This is a genomic window from Bradyrhizobium sp. MOS001 (assembly GCF_004634465.1).
Taxonomy (GTDB): Bacteria; Pseudomonadota; Alphaproteobacteria; order Rhizobiales; family Xanthobacteraceae; genus Bradyrhizobium; species Bradyrhizobium barranii.
Window position 1 is genome coordinate 20302 of record NZ_SPVJ01000048.1, and the last position, 22898, is coordinate 43199.

General features: G+C 64.9%; 19 protein-coding genes. 9 read left to right on the forward strand and 10 right to left on the reverse strand.

Going from position 1 to position 22898, the window contains the following annotated elements:
• Nucleotides 1-36 precede the first annotated feature (36 nt).
• From CT676_RS35745 to CT676_RS35765, 5 genes are all read left to right on the forward strand, one after another.
• Nucleotides 37-744 (forward strand): hypothetical protein, encoded by a 708-nt coding sequence (locus CT676_RS35745; RefSeq protein ID WP_063981875.1) that lies wholly within the window; start codon nt 37-39, stop codon nt 742-744.
• Nucleotides 745-941: 197 nt separating this feature from the next.
• Nucleotides 942-1640: a type 1 glutamine amidotransferase domain-containing protein gene (locus tag CT676_RS35750; RefSeq protein WP_135216465.1), complete on the forward strand. Its 699-nt coding sequence runs from the start codon at nt 942-944 to the stop codon at nt 1638-1640.
• Nucleotides 1641-1878: 238 nt separating this feature from the next.
• Nucleotides 1879-2835, forward strand: coding sequence for an alpha/beta hydrolase (locus CT676_RS35755; RefSeq protein ID WP_063981873.1), 957 nt, complete (start codon nt 1879-1881; stop codon nt 2833-2835).
• A gap of 38 nt (nt 2836-2873) precedes the next feature.
• Nucleotides 2874-3917: an alpha/beta hydrolase gene (locus CT676_RS35760; RefSeq protein WP_063981872.1), complete on the forward strand. Its 1044-nt coding sequence runs from the start codon at nt 2874-2876 to the stop codon at nt 3915-3917.
• Nucleotides 3918-4022: 105 nt separating this feature from the next.
• Nucleotides 4023-4742 carry a hypothetical protein gene (locus tag CT676_RS35765; protein WP_135216466.1) on the forward strand — a complete coding sequence of 240 codons (720 nt, stop codon included), beginning with the start codon at nt 4023-4025 and terminating at the stop codon, nt 4740-4742.
• 6 nt (nt 4743-4748) lie between these two features.
• Here CT676_RS35765 and CT676_RS35770 read toward each other — a convergent pair whose 3' ends face one another.
• On the reverse strand, nt 4749-7628 hold the full coding sequence (locus CT676_RS35770; RefSeq protein WP_135216467.1) for a winged helix-turn-helix domain-containing protein: 2880 nt from the start codon (nt 7626-7628) through the stop codon (nt 4749-4751).
• 348 nt (nt 7629-7976) lie between these two features.
• Here CT676_RS35770 and CT676_RS35775 point away from each other — a divergent pair, with 348 nt between their 5' ends.
• Complete coding sequence (locus CT676_RS35775; RefSeq protein WP_063981869.1) at nt 7977-8954, forward strand: AraC family transcriptional regulator; 978 nt, start codon at nt 7977-7979, stop codon at nt 8952-8954.
• 391 nt (nt 8955-9345) lie between these two features.
• On the opposite strand, the gene CT676_RS35780 is transcribed toward CT676_RS35775, so the two are convergent.
• Nucleotides 9346-11667, reverse strand: a complete 2322-nt coding sequence (locus CT676_RS35780) for a molybdopterin guanine dinucleotide-containing S/N-oxide reductase (RefSeq protein WP_135216468.1) — start codon at nt 11665-11667, stop codon at nt 9346-9348.
• Nucleotides 11668-11975: 308 nt separating this feature from the next.
• On the opposite strand from CT676_RS35780, the gene CT676_RS35785 reads away from it, so the two are divergent.
• The gene (locus CT676_RS35785) at nt 11976-12323 is read left to right on the forward strand and encodes a RidA family protein (protein ID WP_038958155.1); all 348 of its coding nucleotides are present in this window, start codon (nt 11976-11978) and stop codon (nt 12321-12323) included.
• Nucleotides 12324-12340: 17 nt separating this feature from the next.
• Here the strand turns inward: CT676_RS35785 and CT676_RS35790 are convergent, their stop codons facing one another.
• The 6 genes from CT676_RS35790 to CT676_RS35815 form a co-directional block, all read right to left on the reverse strand.
• Nucleotides 12341-12805, reverse strand: coding sequence for a hypothetical protein (locus CT676_RS35790; protein ID WP_063981868.1), 465 nt, complete (start codon nt 12803-12805; stop codon nt 12341-12343).
• Nucleotides 12789-13709 carry a DUF2950 domain-containing protein gene (locus CT676_RS35795; protein WP_063981867.1) on the reverse strand — a complete coding sequence of 307 codons (921 nt, stop codon included), beginning with the start codon at nt 13707-13709 and terminating at the stop codon, nt 12789-12791. Before CT676_RS35795 ends, CT676_RS35790 begins: the two co-directional genes overlap by 17 nt.
• Complete coding sequence (locus CT676_RS35800) at nt 13706-15430, reverse strand: DUF3300 domain-containing protein (protein WP_167768276.1); 1725 nt, start codon at nt 15428-15430, stop codon at nt 13706-13708. Before CT676_RS35800 ends, CT676_RS35795 begins: the two co-directional genes overlap by 4 nt.
• 141 nt (nt 15431-15571) lie before the next feature.
• Complete coding sequence (locus tag CT676_RS35805; RefSeq protein ID WP_085402453.1) at nt 15572-17461, reverse strand: ATP-binding protein; 1890 nt, start codon at nt 17459-17461, stop codon at nt 15572-15574.
• A 143-nt stretch (nt 17462-17604) separates the two neighbouring features.
• The gene (locus CT676_RS35810; RefSeq protein WP_063981865.1) at nt 17605-18837 is read right to left on the reverse strand and encodes a biotin/lipoyl-binding protein; all 1233 of its coding nucleotides are present in this window, start codon (nt 18835-18837) and stop codon (nt 17605-17607) included.
• Nucleotides 18830-19240 (reverse strand): hypothetical protein, encoded by a 411-nt coding sequence (locus tag CT676_RS35815; RefSeq protein WP_063981864.1) that lies wholly within the window; start codon nt 19238-19240, stop codon nt 18830-18832. Before CT676_RS35815 ends, CT676_RS35810 begins: the two co-directional genes overlap by 8 nt.
• Before the next feature lie 174 nt (nt 19241-19414).
• On the opposite strand from CT676_RS35815, the gene CT676_RS35820 reads away from it, so the two are divergent.
• Together CT676_RS35820 and ppk2 are read left to right on the forward strand one after the other, a co-directional pair.
• Nucleotides 19415-19867: a hypothetical protein gene (locus CT676_RS35820; RefSeq protein WP_028149181.1), complete on the forward strand. Its 453-nt coding sequence runs from the start codon at nt 19415-19417 to the stop codon at nt 19865-19867.
• A gap of 2 nt (nt 19868-19869) precedes the next feature.
• Nucleotides 19870-20670, forward strand: a complete 801-nt coding sequence (gene ppk2, locus CT676_RS35825; RefSeq protein ID WP_085402452.1) for a polyphosphate kinase 2 — start codon at nt 19870-19872, stop codon at nt 20668-20670.
• Between the two features lie 55 nt (nt 20671-20725).
• On the opposite strand, the gene CT676_RS35830 is transcribed toward ppk2, so the two are convergent.
• Both CT676_RS35830 and CT676_RS35835 read right to left on the reverse strand, forming a co-directional pair.
• Nucleotides 20726-21160, reverse strand: a complete 435-nt coding sequence (locus CT676_RS35830) for a hypothetical protein (protein ID WP_063981862.1) — start codon at nt 21158-21160, stop codon at nt 20726-20728.
• A gap of 35 nt (nt 21161-21195) precedes the next feature.
• A complete protein-coding gene (locus CT676_RS35835) occupies nt 21196-22893 on the reverse strand; it encodes a transporter (RefSeq protein ID WP_063981861.1) in 1698 nt (565 codons plus the stop codon).
• Between the last annotated feature and the right edge of the window lie 5 nt (nt 22894-22898).

The window sequence follows — 22898 nt, forward strand, 5'->3', positions numbered from 1 at the left end:
CATGGTGGTGGCACTTCACGGTGGATATGGCGGGATATGGCGCTTCTTGACGATGTAATTGATGCCAGCGGCGGTATGGCCCGCTGGAATAGCTTGACCCGATTCACGCTCCACCTTTCCGTCGGCGGCTCGTTGTTCTCCAGCGCCGGACATGCCAGCGAATTCAAGGACGTGACGGCGGAGGGCTCGACCCGCGCCCAGTCGGTCCGCTTCACCGGCATCACCGGGGGTGAACACTCCGGCTGCTTTCAGCCCGACGCAATCACGATCGAGAGCCTCGAGGGTGAGGTCCTGCGCACGTGGGATAACCCGAGCCCTGCATTTCCCGAGACCGGCTCTCCTGGGCTCGCGGACGAACTGCACCTCGTCTTCTTCTGCGGCGTAGCGATCTGGAATTATCTGACCAACCCATTTCTGCTCGCCCATCCCGACGTCGTCACGGAGGAGCTTCCGCCGTGGCGCGAAAACGCTGACACGTGGCGGCGGCTGCGCGCGCAGTTCCCGCCGAACCTGATCACGCTCGCGCCCGAGCAGATCTTCTACTTCGACGAGAACGCCCTGCAACGGCGGACGGATCACGATCTGTTCGGAAACAAGGTCGCACATTATTCCTGGGCCCATGACAGCTTCGGCGGCATCGTCGTGCCGACATTGCGGCGTGTGCAGACGCTGCGGCCTGATGGAAGCGTGATCGCCAGGCCCGTGCTGATGGACGTCGAGATCTTCGACGCCGTGTTCGAATAGCGGTGGCGACGCGCGAGAGCGGGAACCGTTCACTGCTCTCAACGCCTAACAATACATAACGAGCTAACACGCGGCCTTGGGCGCAACATTGGGCTCACGAGCAACGAACAAGTGTTGTGCTCGAACGAGACCGAGGCCGGCGCACCTCCACCACGAGGGAATGCGTCATTGCAGCGAACGCACTCAAGGAGATCGTCATGAAGATTCTTATGGTTATCACCTCCCACGACCAGCTCGGCAACACCGGACGCAAGACCGGGTTCTGGCTCGAGGAGCTCGCCGCCCCCTACTACGTTTTCAAGGATTCCGGCGCGGAGATCACGCTGGCTTCGCCCAAGGGCGGTCGGCCGCCACTCGATCCCAAGAGCAACGAGCCCGAGTTCCGCACTGACCTGACGCTGCGCTTCGAGGCGGACGCTGCCGCTGAAGCCCAGCTCGACAAGACGGTGCGCCTCGACAGCGTCAAGCAGGAAGACTTCGACACGCTGTTCTATCCCGGCGGTCACGGCCCGATGTGGGACCTCGCCGAAGACAAGGACTCGGTCAAGCTGATCGAATCCTTCCTCGCCGCCGGCAAGACCATCGCGGTGGTGTGTCACTCGACCGGTGCGCTGCGCCACGTCAAGACCCCCGATGGCAAGCCTTTGGTCGAGGGCAAGGAAGTGACCGGCTTCACCAACGGCGAGGAAGAGGACGTGGGCCTGACCAATGTCGTGCCGTTCCTCGTGGAGGACGAGATGTTGAAGCTCGGCGCGGTCTTCTCGAAAACGGCGAACTGGGGCGTACACGTCGTCAGCGCGGGCCAGCTCATCACGGGACAGAATCCGCACTCCTCCGGCCCGGCCGCGCAGACGCTGCTCGCCGCCCTGGCCAAGAAGGCGAAGTCGGCCGCGTAAGTCAGGCTCGCATCGGAGCGGTGCTCATCAATGAGCACCGCCCCGGCACTGACCGGACACATCGAGGACGATGACGAAAGCTTTACGCCGGAGCTTACGAATGTGATCCGGCGATCGGAAGCTGCTGCGCACAACAGCGATCAAGGTGGGAGCGTGCCGCTCAATCCCGTCAGAGCGGTTGCCGGCGCATGACGCGCCGGCACGTCTCGACGCGACACGCCCACATCGGAGCGATGACATGAATATTCCAGCCACCCTCGCCCTCGCAGCCGCCCTCGCCTGCACCACCGTGCAGGCCTCGGCACAGGATCTGCGGTCGAGCCGACGCTCGATCAGCTATCACACGATCGATATCGGGGGTCTCAATATCTTCTACCGCGAGGCCGGGTCCGCCGACGCGCCGACCGTGCTGCTGCTCCATGGTTTCCCATCCTCGTCGCGGATGTGGGAGCCTCTGCTGCCGCTGCTCGCCGACAAATATCACCTGATCGCGCCTGATTATCCCGGCTTCGGCAACAGCAGCGCGCCGCCACCGTCCGACTTCACCTACACTTTTGACAACATCGCCGGCGTGATGGGCGAGCTGACGAACAAGCTCGGCCTGACCAACTACGTGCTGTTCATGCAGGACTATGGCGGTCCGGTCGGCTTCCGCATGGCGCTGGCGCATCCCGAGCGCGTTCGCGCCATCATGATCCAGAATGCCGTTTCGCATGAACAAGGACTGAGCCCGCTCTGGGAAGCGCGTCGCAAATACTGGGCTGATCCGGCGCATGAGCTCGAGGCGCTCAAGGCCAACTTCACATCCTTGGCCGCGACGCGCCAGCGGCACCTCGGCTCCAGCCCGCACCCCGAGCGCTACGACCCCGATAGCTGGACCGACGAATACGCGTTCCTGACGCGTCCCGGCGCGGCCGAGATCCAGACTACGCTGTTCCTGGATTACCGGACCAACGTCGCCTCCTATCCGAAATGGCAGGCGTGGCTGCGCAAGACGCGGCCGCCGACGCTGGTGGTCTGGGGCAAATACGATCCCTCCTTCACCGTCGCCGGCGCGTCGGCCTATCGCGACGATGTGCCGGATGCGGCGGTCCACATCCTCGAAGCCGGCCATTTCGCGCTCGACGAGGCGACCGACGAGATCGCCACGCTGATCCGCGACTTCCTTGCGCGTCTGGACGGGCACAAGGGCTGACGGCGACTTGCACAATGCACCGACCACAGGAGGCACACATGCCCGACAACATCAACCACGAACGACGTCGTTTCGTCGGCAGGGCTGCGATGGCGCTCGCCGCGACCCAGCTTGCGCTGAGCACGACGGCTACGGCGAAGCCGGCGAAGTCCGCCACCATCGTCAAGCCCGGCGCCAACACCGCGTTCGCGTCCCTGAAACAGATCGACGCCGGCCTCCTCAATGTCGGCTATGCCGAGGCGGGTCTCGCGGATGGCCCGCCCGTGATCCTGCTGCATGGCTGGCCCTATGACATCTACGCCTTCGTCGATGTCGCACCGCTGCTCGCCGCGGCCGGCCGCCGCGTGATCGTGCCTTACCTGCGCGGCTACGGCAGCACGCGTTTCCTCTCCGACTCGACGATGCGGAACGGGCAGCCGGCGGCGATCGCGGCCGACATCGTCGCCCTGATGGACGCGCTCGGAATCGACAAGGCGACGATTGCCGGCTTCGACTGGGGTGCGCGCACCGCCAACATCATCGCTGCGCTCTGGCCAGAGCGGGTCAAGGCGATGGTCTCGGTGAGCGGCTACCTGATCGGGAGCCAGCAGGCCGGCAAGATGCCGCTGCCGCCGAAGGCCGAGCTGCAATGGTGGTACCAGTTCTATTTCGCGACCGAGCGCGGCCGCGAGGGCTACGACAAGTACCGCCACGACTTCTCGAAGCTGATCTGGCAGCTCGCTTCGCCCCAATGGCATTTCGACGATTCCACTTTCGACCGTAGCGCGAAGGCGTTCGACAATCCGGACCATGTGGCGATCGTAATCCACAATTATCGCTGGCGACTGGGCCTCGCCGAAGGCGAAGCGAAATACGCCGACGACGAGGCGAAATTGGCGCAGGCGCCCGTGATCGCAGTGCCTACGATCACCTTGGAGGGTGACGCCAACGGCGCGCCGCATCCGGAGCCGTCCGCATACGCGAAGAAATTCTCCGGGCGCTATTCGCACCGGACCATCAAGGGCGGTATCGGCCATAATCTGCCGCAAGAAGCGCCGAAGGCCTTTGCCGACGCGGTGCTGGACGTCATGGCCGAAGCCTAGGCGCCGGACCTGCCAACGGCACTTAACAACGCTTAACGGGCGATCGTCTGCGCACGGAGGTATCTCTATTGGGGCGACACCACCGATGCGAGAGGAAACGGCCGGATGATTCCGCTGCTGGCGAATGCGATCGAGGCCCATGGCGGGCTCGATCGATGGAATGCCCACGAGCGACTCACCGCCACGATCGTGACGGGCGGCGACCTCTGGATATTGAAGGGCGTCGATCAGGACCAGGCGCCGCGCACGATGCGGATCGAGCTGCGTCGTGAGCGGGCTTCCATGGAGCCGTTCGGCAAGCCCGGCCAGCGCACCGACTTCAGCCCGGAGCGGATCGCCATCGTGGCTGCGGACGGCCGCATCGTCGCGGAGCGCAACAATCCGCGCGCCGCCTTCGCGCGGCACGATATGCGCACGCATTGGGATCCGCTGCATCGCGCCTATTTCAACGGCTATGCGCTCTGGACTTACATGACTGCGCCGTTCCTGCTGGCGGCGGACGGGTTCGAGGTCCGGGAGATCGCGCCGCGGCGCGAGGGCGCGGAGGTCTGGCGCGGATTGCGGGCGACCTTCCCGGCCGTGATCGCAAGCCACAGCGCCGAGCAGGATTTCTATTTTGGCCCCGACATGCTCATCCGCCGGCATGATTACCGGGTCGAGATCGCCGGCAATTTTCCGGCAGCTCAGTACGTGTCCGATCCCGTCACCGTCGACGGATTCAAGCTCCCGACCCGCCGGCGCATCTATCTGCGCGGCGACGATCTGATGCCGCTGCGTGATGAGCTGATGGTGTCGATCGATCTCGCGAATTTCCGGTTCGACTGAGCCTTGTCAGGCAGATGCCTCGTCCAGCACGAGCCGCGCTGCCTTCAAATCCGCCGTCTCGAATCCTTCCGAGAACCGCGCATAGGTCGCGGCGAGATCGTCGAGCGGATTCTTGACGCCCTGCCGAAGCCGAAGCGCCGCAAGCGACATCTCCGTCCGCAATCGCCAGGACAGCGCGCCCTGCTGCTCCGCCAGCGCGAGCGATGCGGCGAAGCCCGCTTCGGCGGCACCGAGATCACCGGTCCGCGCCTCGAGGTCGCCGCGCCGGCGCAGGAGCTCGGGCATGTCAAAACCTCCGCCGCCCTGCTCGACGCGAGCGATCGTCTCCTGCAGGACCTGCAGCCCTTCCGTCAACCGTCCCAGCGCCGCCAGTCCTTGCGACAGATCCGCGGCGAACGCGGATGCGTAGAGCTCGTAGCGATCCGCATGCAGGCGCAGCAGCGCGCTCCGCAGCAGATCGACACCGCCGGCCAGCTCGCCGCGGGCGATCATGGTCTGCGCGCGAAAGCCGGTCGCGACGGCTTCGTACGGCGCGAGCCCGTGCAAATTCGCATGGGTCGCGAGGCGTCCCGTCATCGTCTCGACGGCGGCCCAGTCACCGACCCAGCCGAACACCGAGGATGACCAGCACAGCGCGATGCAATGCATCAGCACATCGCGCGGCGCGGCGGCGCCGACGAGCGGGCGGACGCAATCGAGTGCGCGGTCGGGAAAGCCGCGCAGCCACAGCACCCGCGCGAGCGGAATCTGCGGCGTGCGCGAATAGGCGAAATGCCCGGGCTCCGTCCCGCGCAGCGCGGCGTCGTCGCGCACGCCTTCGTCGAGATGGGCCTGCGCCTCGGCCTGGTCGCCGGCGAGATGATACGACACGCCGAGAAGCGCCTTGCTGCCTGCGATCCCCGCGGTATCGCCGATCTGGCGGGCGATGCGCTCGGCCTGGAGTGCGGTCGGCACGAGGTGCCTGTAGTCGCCCGTGCGGCGATAGAACATGTTCAGCCGCGACAGCAGCCTGAACGCATTGGCGTGATCGTCGAGCGCTTCCGCGATCTCCAGCCCGCGCACGAGTGCGGCCTCGGCCTGCTCGCTGTTGCGCTCCGTGAACATGAAGGCGTGGCCAAGCGTCGACTGCAGCTCGAGCTCCCATTTGCCGCCCTGGTTGGCATCGTCGAGCATCGCGAGCGCGCGGCCCGACCAGATGCGCGCCTCGTTCAGCAGGTTGAGCTCGACGAACAGCCTTGCGGCGCTGCCGGCGAGCGGCACGCGCAAGGCGGCACCGTCGTGGTTGGCAAAACTCCATTCCAACGCCGCACGGGCATCTGCGAGCAGGCTCGCGCGCGCCTGCAGGCGCGAAGCCGGGTCGCCGCCCTGCTCCGCCATGCCGGCTTCGAGCGTGCGCTGAACATAGGCCGTGTGACGGCGCGCGATCGCCGCCGCTTCGCCCGCGTCGACCAGCTTCTGCATGGCATAGGCGCGCGTGGCATCCAGCAGGCGATAGCGCCGCGATGCGCCATCGGGCTGCGCCGACACCAGCGACTTGGCCACGAGCTGCTCCAGCGCATCGACGACGCGATCGGCCGCGGCACCCTCATCCGCGGCGACTGCGATCGCCCCCTTGAGCGTGAAGGGGCCGGCGAAGATGGCGAGTCGCTGAAGCACTGTGCGTTCGCTCTCGCCGATCAGGCCAAAGCTCCAGTCGAGCGTCGCGCCGAGCGTCTGCTGCCGTGGCGGCGCCGTTCGCCGTCCGCGCCATTCGAGCTTGAGCCTGGACTCGAGCAGCGCGGCCATCTCCCGCAATCCGTAGACGCCGACGCGCACGGCGGCGAGTTCGATCGCGAGCGCGATGCCGTCGAGCTTGCCGCAGATCTCGGCCAGGACCTCGGCATCCTCGTCCGTGATATCGCCGCGATGGCCTGCGGCCGCGGCACGATCGATGAACAGCTGCGCGGCCGGATAATCCAGCACTTCGCCGGCGCTGAGGCGCGCCCCTTGCGGCGGGCCGGCCAGCGGAACGAGCTCGAAGATCTGCTCGCCTTCCACCAGCAGCGACTCGCGGCTGGTGGCGAGAATGGCGATGCCCGGCGCCTCGCGATAGATGTTTTCGGCCAGACACGCGACCTCGTCGATGACGTGCTCGCAACTGTCGAGGATGAGAAGCTGCCGCCGTCCGCGCAGAAAATTGACGATGCTGCCTGAGGGATCATCGTGATGAACGACGAGACCCAGAGCGGCGGCAACCGTGCTCGCGACCAGCGTGGCGTCCTTCAGTGGGCCGAATTCGAGGAAATGAACGTGCCCCTCGAACGCCTGCCACATGTCATGCGCGAGCGCGGTCGCAACCGTGGTCTTGCCGATGCCGCCCGGTCCTCGCAGCGTGACGAAGCGGTCGCTCAGCAGACGCGCCGACAACTCGGACAGCACGTCGTCCCGACCGATCATCCGGTCCAGCCGGTGTGGCAAGGCTGCAGGCGGCGCCGTTCTTTCAGGTGCACGCGGCGCGAGTGCCGGAGCGGCGTTGCGCTCGCCACGTTGCACGGGCGCGACGAAGCAATAGCCGCGGCTCGGGACGTTGGTGATGTAGCGGGCCCCGTCCTTGCCGTCGCCAAGCACCTTGCGCAGCTCCGCGACATGGACGCGCAGGCTGATTTCCTCGACCGCGAGGCCGGACCACGCGTAGCTCAGAATCTCGTTCTTCGGCACCACTTCGCCGGCACGGCTGAGGAGCAGACGCAGAATGTCCATCGCGCGGCTGCCGAGCTTGACCGGCGCTCCGTCCCTCTCGAGCAACCGCGACCGCAGCGAAAACGGTCCGAACGAGACTGCGTCGAAATCAAGGCTCGCCCCGGCGCCATTGCCGGGCGAGCCATGTGCTGCCGGGGGTTCGGTCACTTCTGACTCATCTTGACGGCCATTTCATTCAAATGCGCGGCGACTATACCCGCCGTCGATGCGCGGTCCAGCAAGGCGCCGAGCCGGCCTCATACCGGCACATCGATCGCAGCGCGATGTTCTGCAATGTCCTCACACCGCACCGATCTGCGCAAATAATTGAAAAGCTGGACAAAATCAAACGTCCTGCGGCGGGCTGTCACACTTCATGTGCTCGCACAAAATCTAACACCTCCTAATCATCACTAACGGGCTTCTTGCCTGGCTCACGCCTATCCTCTGATCGTGGAAAGCACTGAGAGTTGGCTGATCGCTGCAAGCGGCGACGAGGCCAGGAGAGGACGAGCGATGTTCAATGACTTGCAAGCAGCGCATGCCTGGATCGAATTTCCCGCCAGCCGGTGTGATCGCGAGGCTTCGCACGGGATGCGTGCAATCGCGCAGGAAAGCGGATGGCGCAAGATCGATCGCGGCCTGGACGCGGACATCACGATTTCGCGATGGGAAGACTCGCGGGCCATCTCGTCGCACGAAGCGACGACGCCGGCGGACCGCTATTTCGTCGCCATCGCGCTGAAGACCGCTCGGGTAAAGCTGACGCGGGACCGTCAGATCATCTTCGACGGCACCATGCCCGCGGGCACGCTGTACGTCAGTGCGCCATCGAAGCTTCTCGGCGTGCAATTCCATTCGCCCTGCGCTTTCCTGCACTTCCACATCTCCACCGATCATTTTTCGGCGGCGCGGCCGGCGACCGAGGGCCTCAACGACCTCGTCCTGCTGCGCGACCCGCTCGCAGCCGAGCTCGCCAAGGCACTGACCGAGCATGGCGATACCGCGGACCAGCAATTCGCGCGCTGCATCGGCGAGACCCTTGCGATGCATCTGACCCGGCTCGAGCTGCCACGCTCAAAAGTCAATGCCTTGCCGAAATGGCGGCTACGGCGCGTCGAGCAATATATCGCCGATCACTTTGATCGCTGCATCAGTCTGTCTGAGCTCGCCAATGTCGCGGGCCTCTCGAGGATGCATTTCGCGGCACAGTTCCGCGCCGCGACCGGCTACCGTCCGCGCGAATATCTGCTCAATCATCGCGTCGAGCATGCGAAGACCTTGCTCACGACGACCGAGCGGCCGCTGGCGGAGATCGCGCTTGCCGTCGGCTTCAGCACCCAGGCGCATTTTTCGACCGTGTTCAAGCGCATCAGCGGCGAGTCACCGGCACGCTGGCGTCTGGCCAGCAGGGCTGTGCTGCCTGCTACGGAGGCGCTTCCGCGGCGGCGCCCTGCCGCGGACATGGACTGGATGGTCGGCGCAGCCGCGTAGTTCGTGCGGCGGCAGGCGAATTGGAATCGAGGTATCTGAAATCAAGGGATTTGGAATCAAGCGACTTGAGATCAAGGCACTTGGCATCACGCCATCTGCAGTTCGACCGGTTTGCGATTTCTTTGGCGTGAGTGCCCTGCCACTCACGCCGGCTCGAGCCCTTTTCCTCCCGGGCCTGCGAGCCACTCGGGGCCGTCCCTCCGCCCACACAGGACGGCCCCTTTTCTTTCTGCCTCTCGTGTCCTGGACGCGCTACGGCACGGGCACGAGAGCGCAGTATGACTCACACTCCCTCCACGTCGTCGTTGCGAGCGCATTTCGCGTAGACCGGATAGAGCGCAGCGTAGTCCGGCGCCTTCGCACTACGGCCGCAGCAATCCCGGCGACGCGCCTATACCGGATCGAACGCGCGGATCGGCGGCAGATTGCCGGTGAACTTCTCCACCTCGACCGTCGTGAGCTGGCCGGTGCAGCCCTGCGCGAAGGACGAGGTGCCGATGTCGCGGGTGAGCACGTTGGGATTGCCGTGAACGCAGAGCGGCGCTTCGTCCTCGGGCTCCATCGGGTCGTACCACGCGCCGGTCGGAAGCTGCACGACGCCGGCCGCGATGCCGTCGGTGACGTGGACGGCGGCGAGACAGGCGCCGCGCTCGTTGAACAGCCGGATGATGTCGCCGTCCTTGATTCCGCGTGCATCGGCATCGCGTGGATTCATGCGCGCCACCTCGCGGCCGCGATGCTTCGCGCCCAGCGAATGGCCGCCGAAGTCGAGCTGGCTGTGCAGGCGCGTCACCGGCTGGTTGGCGACGAGGAAGCACGGCGCGCCGGGTTTCGGCATGTCGGTCTTGTCGAGCCAGATCGGATGGCCGGGACAATCGGCATCGCCGTGCGCGGCGATCTTGGCTGAATAGATCTCGATGCGCCCGCTCGGCGTCGGCAGAGGATGTTTGGCCGGATCCTCGCGAAAGCTGCGCAGCCGGCCGCCGTCGTCGGGCTGTTGCGGCACGACCAGGCTGCCGCGCCGCCAGAATTCGTCGAAATCAGGCGCCTCGAGGCCACGAGCTTGAAGCGAGGCGCGAGTCGGCTCGTACAGATGTTCGAGCCACTGCCGCGACGTGCGCCCTTCGGTGAAAGGTTCGCGCGCACCCAGGCGCTCGGCGAGATCGGCAAAGATGTCGTAATCGTCACGCGCAAGGCCGAAGGGCTCGGCGATCTGGTGCATCGCGACCATCAGGGGATCGTTGGTCGAATAGCCGATGTCCTCGCGCTCCAGCGTCATGGTCGAGGGCAGCACGATGTCCGCGTGCCGCGCCGTCGCGGTCCAGGCGAGCTCGTGCACGACGAACGTATCGAGCTGCGCAAAAGCCTTGCGCAAGCGGTTGATGTCCTGATGGTGATGGAAGGGATTGCCGCCGGCCCAGTAGACGAGGCGGATGTCCGGATAGGTACGCGTCTCGCCATTGTAGCGATAGGTCGTGCCGGGACTGAGCAGCATGTCGGCGATGCGCGCGACCGGAATGAAATCGCGCACGCCGTTGCGGCCCTGCCCCAGCGTCGGTCCCGGCACGTCGTTGACGCGGCGGCCATAATAGCCGATCGCGCCGAGCGAATAAGCATAACCGCCACCGGGCAGGCCGATCTGGCCGAGCGCTGCAGCGAGCACCATGCCCATCCACACCGGCTGCTCGCCATGCTCGGCGCGCTGGAGCGAATGCGAAACGGTGATCAGTGCACGCTTTCCGGCGGCGCGGCGCGCGAGCTCGCGTATCGCGTCCGCATCGACGCCGCAAATCGCGGCGGCCCATTCGGCATGCTTGGCCTGCCCGTCGCTCTCGCCATTGAGATAGCGCAGGAACACGGGCCAGCCTTCGGTGTAGCGATCGAGGAAGGCCTGGTCGTGCAGACCTTCGCTCACAAGTGTGTGGACGATGCCGAGCATCAGGGCGGTGTCGGTGCCGGGCAGGCACGTCATCCATTCGGCGCCGGCCTCGACGGGAAGATCGTCGCGCAGCGGGCTGACCAGGATGAACGCGCAGCCGCGCCGGCGCGCGGCTTCCATGGCGCCGCGCTCGACATGCTTGCTGATCGAGCCGCCGGCCACCATGGAGTTCTTCAGCGCCATGCCGCCGAACGCCAGCACGATGTCGGTGTTCTCGGCAATCTGCTCCCAGGTGACGTTGCGCTTGGTGATGTCCTCGTAGCCGGCAAGGATCTGCGGCAGCAGCACCGAGGATGCGCCCGAAGAGTAAGTGTTCACCGAGCGCACATAGCCGCCCATTGCGATGTTGAGGAAGCGATGCACCTGGCTCTGGGCGTGATGGAAGCGGCCCGCGCTCGACCAGCCGTAGGAGCCGCCGAACACGGCGCCGGGGCCGCGCGTATCGCGGATGCGGCCGAGTTCGTCGCCGAGCAGATCGAGCGCCTTCTCCCAACTGACGGAGACGAACTCATCGCGGCCGCGGCGATCGTCCGGGCCAGGTCCGCGCTCGAGCCAGCCGCGGCGGATCGCCGGCTGGGCGATGCGCGCCTGATGCCGCAGCGCGCCGGGGAAATTGCCGATGATGCCGTTCGGATCGGGGTCGCCCGCATAGGCCCTGACCTCGAGCCCGGCTTCGCTCTGACGCGCGGAAAACACGCCCCAATGCGAGGTGTGGGGCTTGAAGCCGTCAGACAGGTCGAGGCCGGGGTCGGGAAAGCCAATCGTATCGTCCATCGTCTGATCCTTGTTCCGGTACGGCACGGACCCAGCCGCTGCCGCGTCGATTCCGGTGGCAGTATACCGATCCGCATCATGATGTCGTCGGGATCAGGGCCGTCGGAAACGCCGGGCTCCCGCGCGCAAGTGCAGCTGGGTGACCGTCCGACCGCACGACAAGCGGCGATTCTTAAGCCAATTTATTCTTTATTTTCAATATCTTGTTGGACGACCTTCGAGACGCCCCGGTCGCGAAATCTCTTCAAACGACATCGACATGGAAATGTGCGATATGCCGCCCATCCCCACAGCAGCATCGGTTCATCATGATCCAGCGCGTCTTGCCCTACGAAGGACTCCTCCACGAAGTGGTCGAGCATAATGGCGTGCTCTACATCGGCGGGATCGTCCCCGAGGACACCAGTCTCGATATGTCGGGCCAGGCCAACGACGTCCTCGGGCAGCTGGCGCGCCTGTTGACGACGCTCGGCTCCGATCTCGCCAACGTCTTGCAGGTGACCATCTTCATGACCAACCTGAAGGAGAAGGCGGAGTTCAATGCGGCCTGGAAGGCGCACTTTGCGGAAGCTCACCTGCCGGCGCGCGCTGCGATCGGCGTGGCCGATCTCGGTCCAGGCGTCAAACTCGAGATGACGGCCATCGCGGCCCGGTAACCCCAGGCTCGAGGCGCTCACTTCCAGGCGATCGTGATCGCGCTGATGTTGGAGGCGAGCTCAAGTCCGGCCTTCGGGCCTTGCAGCACGATCGTCACGCCCTTTTCGTTGCGCAGATGGGCGCCGTTGACGCCGCCGACGAGTGCGAAGCCGCCGCCGACGGAGCTATAGGTGCCGACGAAGTCGCCGACATCGCGGATGCCTGATGCCCGGCCATCAAATCTGCCGACGGTCGCACCGGCCGTGATGCCGACGCTCAAGCCGGAGACCTTGAAGGGATAATTCCGACCGCGGTAGTTCAGCACGCCACTGCCGGTGCCGCCTCCGACCAGCAGGCCAGCCTTGACGAACCTCACCTGGACATGGCCGCTCGCTTGCGCGAACGACGGCGTGGCCGGCATCGCGAGCAGGAGGAGCGCGAGCGCGGCAAGGCCGATTGCGGTCGCGCGCCGCATGCGTTCCGGTTTATGGCTTCGCGGCATCGACCTTCTTCCAGGTCTGGTCGGGATCGAACAGCGTGGTGCGCTCGGCGATGACCGCCGTGCGGTTGCCGAGATCCTTCTGGTAGACGGTGCCGGCATGATTGACGAGAAACGTCATCACGCCGGAATTGCCGTATTCGGCGGGCCAAGCGATCAGTCCGAAGCCCCCGATCATCTTGCCCTTGACGACGTAGTTGAGCGCGCCACCGGCCGCGTCGGAACCCTGGCCTTTCAGTATTCGGAAGTAGTAGCCGTGATAAGGCGCGGGTGCCTCGCCTGTGCCTTGCTTGTAGCCTTCGGCCGAGGCCTCCGCGACCAGCGCGCCGAGCGGGCTCGGATCACTGTCGTCACGCCAGAACAGGCCGTCCTTCTTGCCGGGCGTGGAAAGGAAGCGTTGCGCGTAGACACCAGCGCCCTCGCCGCGATCCGTGTCGGCGTATTCATTCTGGGCATCGACATAGGCAAGCGCGGTCTGGATCGCGTCGAGCTCGTTGCGGCCGATGCGGCGGCGAAGCACCTCGATCCGCCCCTCGTCGGTGTCGAACGCCCAGCCTGTCTTGGTGTTGAGCAGCGGAATCGGAAACGGGAAATCGTCCGGCCCCAGTATCAAGGTCGCGGTCTTGTTGCCCTCCGCCTTGATGCCGTGCTTGGCGTCGTACATCGACGTGAAGCGCTGACGGATGTCGTTGTCGGCGACCTCGTCACCGGACGAGACGATATCCTCGGCGGCCCTGCCGAGCACCTTCAAAATGTCGCCCGGCCCGCTTTTGACTGCGGCCGCGAGCGCGGCGGCCGCATCCTCCGGTGTCTTGTAGGATTGCTGCGCCTGTGCCGCCGAGCCAAGCATGGCGAGCGCCACCACGCCCGGCAGGATCGCGCGATGGAGCGATTTCAGGCCGATCATGGCGTCACCTCCGCAGGGATCTTCGCGCCGTCGGCGAGCCAATCGCGGTAGGTGCGGAATGTCAGGCCAAGCTTGTCATAATAGACGCGCAGATAACCATCGCTGCCGCGCGTCACGGCGTCAGGCATCACCTTCTCCACCTCCTGCGCCATCACGCCGACATAGGCCTTGTCGCTGCCGATGTAGCTGAAGCGATAATAGCCGAGGCCGTTAGAGAGATGGCCGAGCAGGACGATGTCATGCTTCAGCGCGATGTCGGAGCGCCGCCCACCGCCGCCACCGCCGCGGCCTCCTCCTCCGCCTCCACCACCACGGAAGCCACCACCACCACCATGCATGGCCATTCCGCCACCGCCGCCGCGCCCGGCAAAGCTTCCGCCGCCACCGCCGCGCGGCATGCTCGCCATGCTGGAGCGTCCGCGCGCCGATGCTGCGGCCGCCGCCCGGCCCGACGAGACGTTCATCGCACCGCCGCGATTGCCGCCACCGCCTCGATTGGCGGCAGCGCCGCCGCCGGCTCGATTCGCAGCCTTTGCACGATCGCCGCCGCCCTTACCCACATTCTTGCCTGCATTCTTGGCGCGATCTCCACCACCCTTGGCACGATCTCCCGCGCCAGCACGATCGCCGCCGCCGGGCCGGTCGCCGCGATTGCCGGCACGATCACCGCGATCACCAGCGCGATCTCCTGCACGGTCACCCGGACCGCCACGATCACCGGCACGGTCGCCGGCGCGATCTCCAGCCCGGTCTCCCGCACCTTGGCTCGGGCGCAGCACCTGGTTGCCGTCCCGGCCGCGGAAATCCATCCGGTCCGACGCGCCCGCCCTCACATTGTTGTTGCCGAAACGCTGCTGGACGTTGGTGTTGTTATAGCGCACGCCGCCGCGATGCGCCGGATTGTGCTGCCAGCCGTTGGCGATGTTGGTGGTGCGATGATTGACGTAGACGTTGCGGTTGCCCCAGTTGCAGCCGCCGCCCCAGTAACTGCCCCAGCGCCCGATCGCCCAGGCCGTGCCAAAGGCAATGCCGGCCGCAACCACGCCGGCGCCGATATAGGACGGATATCCCCAGTAATACGGCGGATACTCCGCATAGGGCCAGGTGCCGTAGACCGTCGCCGGATCGTAATAGGGCACGTACATCTCGGCGGGATCGGCCTGCTGGATGACGACAACCTGCTTGCCTTCCTGGCTCTGAACGCTGACCTTCTGCTGTTTGGTCGTGACCAGCTTCTTGTTGTCATAGGCCTTGTTGCGCAGGCGCTGGATCGCGTCCATCACGTCGGGCTGCTGGGCGAGAAAGGCATCGCCGAGTTTCTGGGTCCATTCGAGCTTGTCGCTCATCATCGACAACACATCGGGGGTGCTGGCGAGCGCCTTGACGCTGTCGTCCCAGGCCTGCTCGTCGACCTCGGCCTTCAGCGCCTCGCCCTTCAGCGTCTTGCGCTCCTTCAGCCAGCGATCGGCCTGCACCACTTCCAGCGGATAGGTCGATGCCGCCAGGACATTGGCCAGCAGCTCGTCGGGATAGAGCGCGATCGGCGCCACCAGCGCCTCGAGCTGCTCGGGTTTCAGGAGTTCGGCGCTCGGCGGAGGCGGACTTGCGGGCTGTGCCTGCGTGCTCGGCGCCGCCGGCTTGTCAGCCGTCTGCGCGGTTGCGGTGATCGGCATCGTCAGCATCAACGCAAGCGCCATCAGGATCTTGCCGCAGCGAAACATGCCATCCTCCATCGAACTTTCCGGCCACCAAGATCGGGCCGCGGCATGGGCGTTTATTGATCAAGATCAACGAAGGCCTGCTTGGCCGCCTTGTTGAGGCGCGAGAGCAATGCCGCGCCGCCGGATCGCTAAACGTCTGCGCTAGTGGATGATCGGGAGCCTGATCGTGAACAGCGCGCCGCCCGACGGCTGGTTCTCGGCGGCTATGGTGCCGTGATGGGCCTCGACGATGGTCTTGACGATTGCGAGCCCCATACCCATGCCCTGAGGCTTGGTCGTGAAGAATGGATTGAAGATGTTCGCGAGGTCGCCGACCGCAATGCCCGAACCGGTGTCGGCGATCCGGATCTCGGCGTGGCCCCCGGCGCGCCCGGTCGATACGCCGACCTCGCGCTTCTTCATGTCCGCGTCGGAGACCGCATCCAACGCATTGATGATCAGGTTGAGAACGACCTGCTGCAGCTGCACGGGGTCGCCCTTGACGTGCAGCTCCGCAGCGGCTGGCGCGTAAGCCAGCGTGATCCGGCGCCCGTCGGCGAGCGCCGTCACCAGGCCGATTGCTTCCCGTACCGTGTCGTTCAGTTCGGTGTCCTTGATTTCAAACGGCCGCTTCCTCAGGACGCTTCGAAGCCTGCGGATGACCTCGGACGCCCGCTGATCGTCGCGCCTGATGTCGGCCAGAATCTGGCGGATCTCGTTGATGTCGGGTGAAGTGGCTTTGAGCATAAGCTCCGCCGTCTCGGCATTGGTCAGAATGGAGCCGAGCGGCTGGTTCAGCTCGTGGGCAATCGACGTCGTCAACTCGCCGACGGCCGAGTACCGATTGGCGTGGGCGAGTTCGGTCAGGCGTTGTCGCGACTCGATCTCGGCCAACTGGCGGCGATGGCGCTCGCTCAGAAGTCCGCCGATGAAGCCGGCCTGTATCAAAATCACGGCCGCGATCAGCAGCATCTGCCAATGATAGCGATCCCAGAGGGCCGGCTCACGAAACAGGATTTCGCTGCCCGGCGGCAGACTGCTCTCGCCGATCCCCCAGCGCTGCAACTCCCGCCAATCATATTTCGGCGGCCCGAATCCGATCGGCTCGTATTTGATGCGGGCCGGCTTCTCGCCGCCGAGGATCCGGATCGCGGCACTGACGGTCTTCGAACTGGTTTCGGCGATGGAGTGCATGGGCCCGCCGACGCTGGCGTCGCCGAAGAAAGGTTCCTGATACGAGAAGATCGGCGCGTTCGCGACAGCATGCAGCCTGTGCAGGGCGATATCGCCCTCGTGGACAATGCCGCCGGCATCGACCAACATCAGCCCCCAGAACAGCGCGGAATGAGGCGGAAGCACCGATGCGCGCTTCAGGATCTCCTCAAACGGCAGGTCGGAGTACCAGACGAGGTCGAGCCGGCCTTCCAGCGGTTTCAACTCCCGCTTCACCTCGTCGATCCAGAATTTCTCGAGGGGCGAGGCACCGACCACAACGGCGACCGTTTTGATATCGGGCAAGAGCTTGAGAATGTTCTCGAAGGCCGCCACGAAATCATTGCGGACGGACACGACCACGTCATTGTCGGTGAGGTCCAGGCGGTTCACCAGCCGTTGTTCGACCACGGTCAGCACCGTCGGCGTTTCCGGGAAGAGCTTCGCACGGTATCTCTGCACGAACCGCGCCGCAGGTGCGCCGATGCTCAGCACGATATCGGGCGGCCTGCCCTGGTAGAGCGAACCGAGATAATCGACGAAAGGCGCTTCGGGGCCTGGACTGTTGAAACGGGCGGTGAGCAGCGTGTGCTCCTGGACGTCGAGCGGCCAGGGCGATTGCCGCTCGAGCTCGGCCTTGATGCTCCGCGCATATTCACTCCAGGGGCGAAACTCGCGGCCGAAGGAATGCAGGATCAGCACGCGCTTTGGCTCGCTGCGCGCAGCCGAGCCGGGCTCAGCGGCTCGCGCGGGCCCAGACAGCATGCACGCGGCGAGCAACAGGCCGAGACCCAACAGCGTGGTCGCAACCAGCCACTGCTTGACCGACGCCCTGATCATGCGCCCGCTCCCCTCCGCCTCGGCCGCGCTCCGGCGCCTCCGGACCACAATTCTAGCGAGAACTGGGCCGCTTCGACAGTGCCGAGGACGCAGTCAAGCTGCACGCAGGACGGTCCATTCGCGAAACAATCCGACCTGGGACCTCAGTGCCCGCTCAGCACCAGCGTCTTGATCGGCAGCAGCAGCGCCTGGATGCGCAGCAGCAGCGCATGCACCAGCCCGACGCCGTCGACGACATGCAAGACAATGGCCCGGCCGGTGCTGGTCTCCTTCGCCGAGATCTCCTCGTGATTGCTGGTGTAGGCGTTGACGATGCAGCTGCTGCCCGGCGTCACGCCGTCAAGGCCGCCTTTGTAGAGCGGCTCCATGAATGCCAGGATCGTACCGGGCCGCACGACATTCTGCGCCTCAACGAGTAGCTCTCCGCTGCGGAACTGTCCGGCCGCGATGTAGTCTTGCACATTGGTGATGACCATCGGAATGATAACCCACGGCCTCGATATGCAGGTTGCTTCCGCCACCATGCCGACCTGCAAGACCTGAGCCTCGATCTGGCCAAAGCCCGCCTGCAGACTCTGCCGGCCGGCGCCCGCCGGAACCAGCACACCCGCCGGCCGCAACAGCTGATTGACCACGTCGCCGGCGCGGACCAGGAATTGCTCCACACGCCCGTCAACGCCGGCGCGGACAAAAGTCTTGTCCAGATCCACCTGCGCCTCGGCTAGCGTCGCTTCGGCGCTGGCCTTTTCGGCCGGCAAGAGCGTTGAAACGCGCAAGGCTGCCGACTGCCTCGAAGCCGTGGCGGAGTCGACCCCAGCCTGCCGCTGATCGACGAGCACCTGCAGCTTTTCGATGTCGCGCTGCGGCACGATGCCGGGATTGCGACGCTGCAACTCGGATTTGACGTCCAGTTCATCCTTGGCCTGCTGAAGGTTGGCCTTGGCTTCCTGGATCTGCGCTTCGGCCTTGACCACGTCGGATTCCGCGCTCGTCAGCGACGCATCGACTTCAGCGATCTTGCGTTTGGCGGTTTCCAGAGCCGCGCGTTGCTTCGAACTATCCAGCGTGAACAGTACGTCGCCCTTCTTCACCGCCTGGCTGTAGCCGACATTGACTTCCGCGACCCGGCCGGAGCCCTCGGGCAGGATCGGCACCGTACGGTAATACAGCGTCGCCGAGGTCGTTGACGGGTGAAAGTAGAAGATCATGGTGATGAGCGACACCGTGAGCATCAGGCAGCCGGTGATGCCCCATCGCAGCTCGTACCAGATGGAAAAGAACGTGATCTCCTTGCCGAAGCGCTTGCCCTGCGCATAGCGGCGGTAGAGATAGTCGGGCAGGATGGTCAGAAGGGAGCAGAACATGAGCTCAAACATGGCTGCGCTCCTTCTCCTTGGGGACTGACTTCTCTGCCGGTGGGGGGCTCGGTTGCTCGGGTTCGCGCCCGTCGCCCGGAGCGGCGTCAGCGATCCTCTCGACGGAGCCGGCAATGCTGCGCAGCGGCGTGCCGAAATCGGGCAGGTCGATCATCGCGAGCAGCAGGCCGGCCACCCAGAAAATGTGCAAGTGCGTAAAGAGCGAGATGATGCCCAGCACCGCCACGATCTCGAATTGCAGCTTCTGCGACTTGTGCGCCATGCGCTCAGGCAGGCTGTGCAGCTTCCAATAGAGCGTGCCCACCCAGAGCACGGTGCCGATCAGGAAGATCCCCATCACCACCATCAGCGGGTCCACCCCGCTTCCCGGCGCGAGATAGAACGGCAGATGATGCGGGGCCATCGGATGAAGTTGCTCGCTCAACGTTCTCTCCTCGACAGGCGCGTTTCCACTTGAATGCGTCGAATGCAGTGTCGGTATCGGGTGGCGCAATTGCTTGATTTGGATCAACGGGCCTGGAACGGCCCCACCTAGCCTCGCCTGAAAGTTGACGTGCAACAACAGGAGCCGCCTGCCATGCCCGGCATCGATGATCTCATCCCCAGTGCCACGCAGATCCGCAAGGAAGCAGCCCTCAAGGAGGCAGCGAAGGCCGACGAATATGCGCGCCTCGCCGCCGCCGCCGAAGCCGAGAAACACGCCCTCATTGAACGCCTCAGCAAGCCTTCTGGCAAGACCGAGGACGAGAAGATCAAGCTCGCCTCGACGATCATCCAGCGTGCGGTGCGGAACGGCTTGACCGAGGTTCAGGTCTATCGCTTCCCCAACACGCTGTGCACCGACAAGGGCCGCGCTATCAATCAGATGGAAGCGGGCTGGGAGAACACCCTGACCGGAATTCCGAAGGAAATCTTCCAGCTCTGGAGCGATTACCTGAAACCGCGCGGCTATCGCATCGCGTATCAGATCATCGATTTTCCAGGCGGTGTTCCCGGCGACATCGGCGTGACCATTTCCTGGGGTGATTGAGCATGGCCAATGACGCGCCCGTGGAGCGGATGAAGCGGAAGGACTATGAGAAGGAGCTCGAAAAACTCCAGGTCGAGTTGTGTCACCTTCAGGAATGGGTCAGAGCCCAGAAACTGAAGGTGATCATCATCTTCGAGGGGCGCGACGCGGCCGGCAAGGGCGGGACCATCAAGGCGCTGACCGAAAAGGTGAGCCCGCGCGTGTTCCGTGTCTGCGCCCTGCCCGCGCCCTCCGACCGGCAGAAATCCCAGCTGTTCCTGCAGCGCTATATCGAGCAATTCCCGGCCGGCGGTGAGATCGTGATTTTCGACCGCAGCTGGTACAACCGCGCCGGCGTTGAATACGTCATGGGCTTCTGCTCGCCGACCGAACACAAGCGCTTCCTGGAATTGTGTCCGCTGGTCGAGAAATTCGCCGTGGACGCCGGCATCGTCCTGATCAAGCTCTGGCTCGAGGTCGGGATGGAGGAGCAGGAGCTCCGCTTCAAGGCGCGTATCGAGGATCCGCTGCGGCAGTGGAAGCTGAGCCCGATGGACACCGAGTCGTTCGGGCGCTGGTACGATTACTCGCGCGCGCGTGACATGATGTTCGAGGCGACCGACACGAAGCATGCACCGTGGCGACTGATCCGCTCCGACGACAAGCGGCGAGCGCGGCTCAACGTTATCTCGCACATCCTGAGAACTATCCCTTACAAGGAAGTCAAGCGGGAGAAGGTCAAGCTTCCGCCACGGTCCCACAAGGGACGTTACAACGACCAGGCAAGCCTGCGCGGCCTGAAGTTCGTCGAGGAACGCTACTGAAACGCGAAACGGGCTGCGATGACGCAGCCCGTTTAGCTTGAGCGCCCTCCCGGGCCTATTTCAGCCGGATCGTGACGCCGCCAACCGCAGCCGATACTTCCGCGCCGACCTTCGGCCCGCTGAGCTGGAGGATGACGCCATTGCCGTTCTGCAACTGAACGGCTCCGGCGCCCGCGGCAACCGCGCCGCCCGCGCCGCCCGCCGCGTAGGAGCCTTCGATCGACTCCGGCCCCCTCAGATTGAGTGCGCGCCCGACGAGCTTAGTGGTCGAGGCGCCGATCGTGAAGCCGACGCTCATGCCTGAGACGGTGAAGGGATATTTCTTGCCCCGGTACAGCAGAACGCCCTCGCCGCCACCGACGCCGACGATGAACCCGCCCTTGGTGAAGACCACGGCAACCTGGCCGGTGTCGGCACGCGATGACGTACTGAAACCGGCGACGCCCGCGAGCGAGACGGCCAAGGCGGCATAGATGGCGACTTTTCTCATGTCTCACGTTCTCCTCTTGTTATGACGTCGAGCTATTAGGCCAGGATCATCGCAAAGTAACCGAACACGGTGAGCAGGATGCCCGACACCGCGTAGCCGACCGGAAATCCGATCCAGGGCACGGAGCTCTGGATCTCCACCGCGGCCTCGCGGCACGGGCCGGAGTGCGACCGCGCACCGGCAACGCCGCCCATCAGCACGGCCGGGTTGATCTTGAAGACGTGATAGCCGATCGCCCAGACGATGAACGGCGGGATCGTGCAGGCGATGAAGCCGGCGACGAAGATCTTCAAGGCAACGGCACCGGTAAGCTGCGCCAGCAATCCGGCACCGGCATTGACACCGACGATGGCGACGAAGACCACGAGACCGAGGTCCTCCAGCACGTTGCGCGCCGCGTTCGGCGTATTGCCGAAGAAGCGCAGCCGCGAGACCAGCGACGACACGATCACGCCCGACAGCAACAGACCGCCGGCATTGCCGAGACCGATCTTGGCACCGAAGGCCGGAAATTCGATCATGCCAATCAAGAAACCGAGGATCATGCCCGCGGCCAGCGTCAGCAGGTCGGTCGACGTATTGGTCCGCGCGATGCGTCCCCACATCTCGCCGAGTTCGTTGACGGCCGACTTGAGGCCGACTACCGAGACGATGTCCATCCGCTGCAGCTCGGTCTTGAGACCGGCGGCAAGTGGTACACCACCACGCTCGACCTTGGTGACCTGCAACTGGCCGGCGATCGCCGTGTCGCGGAAGGATTCAAAGGTGCGTCCGACCATCTCCTTGTTGGTGACGAGGATGTCGGCCTGATCCATGGGAATGCCCAGCGCCGTGGTGTCGGCAACCTCGGGGCCGATCAGGCCCATCTTGTCGGTGAGATGCTCCGTCGAGCCGCCGAGCGCGACGACGTCGCCCTTCTGCAGCACGAACGCAGGATCGGCTCCCTGCGGCTCGCCGCCGCGCGCCACGTTGACGATCCGGTACTCCGGATGGATCGAGCGGAATTTGGCGATGCTCATGCCGACCTGCGTCGGATTTTCCAGCCGATAGGCACGCAGACCGAACTGCCGATAACCGGTCAGGCCGCCGCCCTCGAGATCCTTGACGCCAAACTCCTTCTCGTACTGCCTGGCCGCCGCCTTGGCATCGACGCCCCACCACCGCGGCAGGTACTTGCAGATCAGGATGATGCCGACGGTACCCCAGATGTAGGTGATGCCGTAGGACAGCGCGATCATGCCCGACGCATCCTCGGGCTTCATGCCTTCAGGAAGCTTGACGACGCCCGAGGTGATCGCCTGCTCGGCCGAGCCGATTGCGGCCGACATGGTCTGCGACCCCGCCAGCATGCCGCCAGCCGCGCCGATCGGAAGCGCGAAGAGTCTTGAACAGATGACGACGAGCGCCAGACCAAGGACGCTGGACACCAGCGCCAAGATGCAGAACTTGAGGCCATCGCCCTTCAGGCTGTTGATGAAGGACGGCCCCACGCGCAGGCCGACGCCGTACATGAAGAGGTAATAGAACAAGCTCTTTGCAAAGTTGTTGAGCTCGAGCTTCACGCCGTAGGTCGAGGCCCACACCGCCAGCCCGGCGCCGACCACGATGGCGCCGGCGACCATGCCGAGGCCGTAGCCCTTGATGCTGGCCCGGCCGATCCAGACGGCAAGGCCAACGACGAAGAACAGCAGCAGAAACGGGTTCTGCTGCAAGAACGTGAAAAAGCCTTGCATGACCG

Bases quoted from the DNA above. Each gene is read 5' to 3' on its own strand.
- CT676_RS35745 (WP_063981875.1), top strand. From the start codon at position 37: ATGGCGCTTCTTGACGATGTAATTGATGCCAGCGGCGGTATGGCCCGC.
- CT676_RS35750 (WP_135216465.1), top strand. From the start codon at position 942: ATGAAGATTCTTATGGTTATCACCTCCCACGACCAGCTCGGCAACACC.
- CT676_RS35755 (WP_063981873.1), top strand. From the start codon at position 1,879: ATGAATATTCCAGCCACCCTCGCCCTCGCAGCCGCCCTCGCCTGCACC.
- CT676_RS35760 (WP_063981872.1), top strand. From the start codon at position 2,874: ATGCCCGACAACATCAACCACGAACGACGTCGTTTCGTCGGCAGGGCT.
- CT676_RS35765 (WP_135216466.1), top strand. From the start codon at position 4,023: ATGATTCCGCTGCTGGCGAATGCGATCGAGGCCCATGGCGGGCTCGAT.
- CT676_RS35775 (WP_063981869.1), top strand. From the start codon at position 7,977: ATGTTCAATGACTTGCAAGCAGCGCATGCCTGGATCGAATTTCCCGCC.
- CT676_RS35780 (WP_135216468.1), bottom strand. From the start codon at position 11,667: ATGGACGATACGATTGGCTTTCCCGACCCCGGCCTCGACCTGTCTGAC.
- CT676_RS35785 (WP_038958155.1), top strand. From the start codon at position 11,976: ATGATCCAGCGCGTCTTGCCCTACGAAGGACTCCTCCACGAAGTGGTC.
- CT676_RS35790 (WP_063981868.1), bottom strand. From the start codon at position 12,805: ATGCCGCGAAGCCATAAACCGGAACGCATGCGGCGCGCGACCGCAATC.
- CT676_RS35795 (WP_063981867.1), bottom strand. From the start codon at position 13,709: ATGATCGGCCTGAAATCGCTCCATCGCGCGATCCTGCCGGGCGTGGTG.
- CT676_RS35800 (WP_167768276.1), bottom strand. From the start codon at position 15,430: ATGTTTCGCTGCGGCAAGATCCTGATGGCGCTTGCGTTGATGCTGACG.
- CT676_RS35805 (WP_085402453.1), bottom strand. From the start codon at position 17,461: ATGATCAGGGCGTCGGTCAAGCAGTGGCTGGTTGCGACCACGCTGTTG.
- CT676_RS35810 (WP_063981865.1), bottom strand. From the start codon at position 18,837: ATGTTTGAGCTCATGTTCTGCTCCCTTCTGACCATCCTGCCCGACTAT.
- CT676_RS35815 (WP_063981864.1), bottom strand. From the start codon at position 19,240: ATGGCCCCGCATCATCTGCCGTTCTATCTCGCGCCGGGAAGCGGGGTG.
- CT676_RS35820 (WP_028149181.1), top strand. From the start codon at position 19,415: ATGCCCGGCATCGATGATCTCATCCCCAGTGCCACGCAGATCCGCAAG.
- ppk2 (WP_085402452.1), top strand. From the start codon at position 19,870: ATGGCCAATGACGCGCCCGTGGAGCGGATGAAGCGGAAGGACTATGAG.
- CT676_RS35830 (WP_063981862.1), bottom strand. From the start codon at position 21,160: ATGAGAAAAGTCGCCATCTATGCCGCCTTGGCCGTCTCGCTCGCGGGC.
- CT676_RS35835 (WP_063981861.1), bottom strand. From the start codon at position 22,893: ATGCAAGGCTTTTTCACGTTCTTGCAGCAGAACCCGTTTCTGCTGCTG.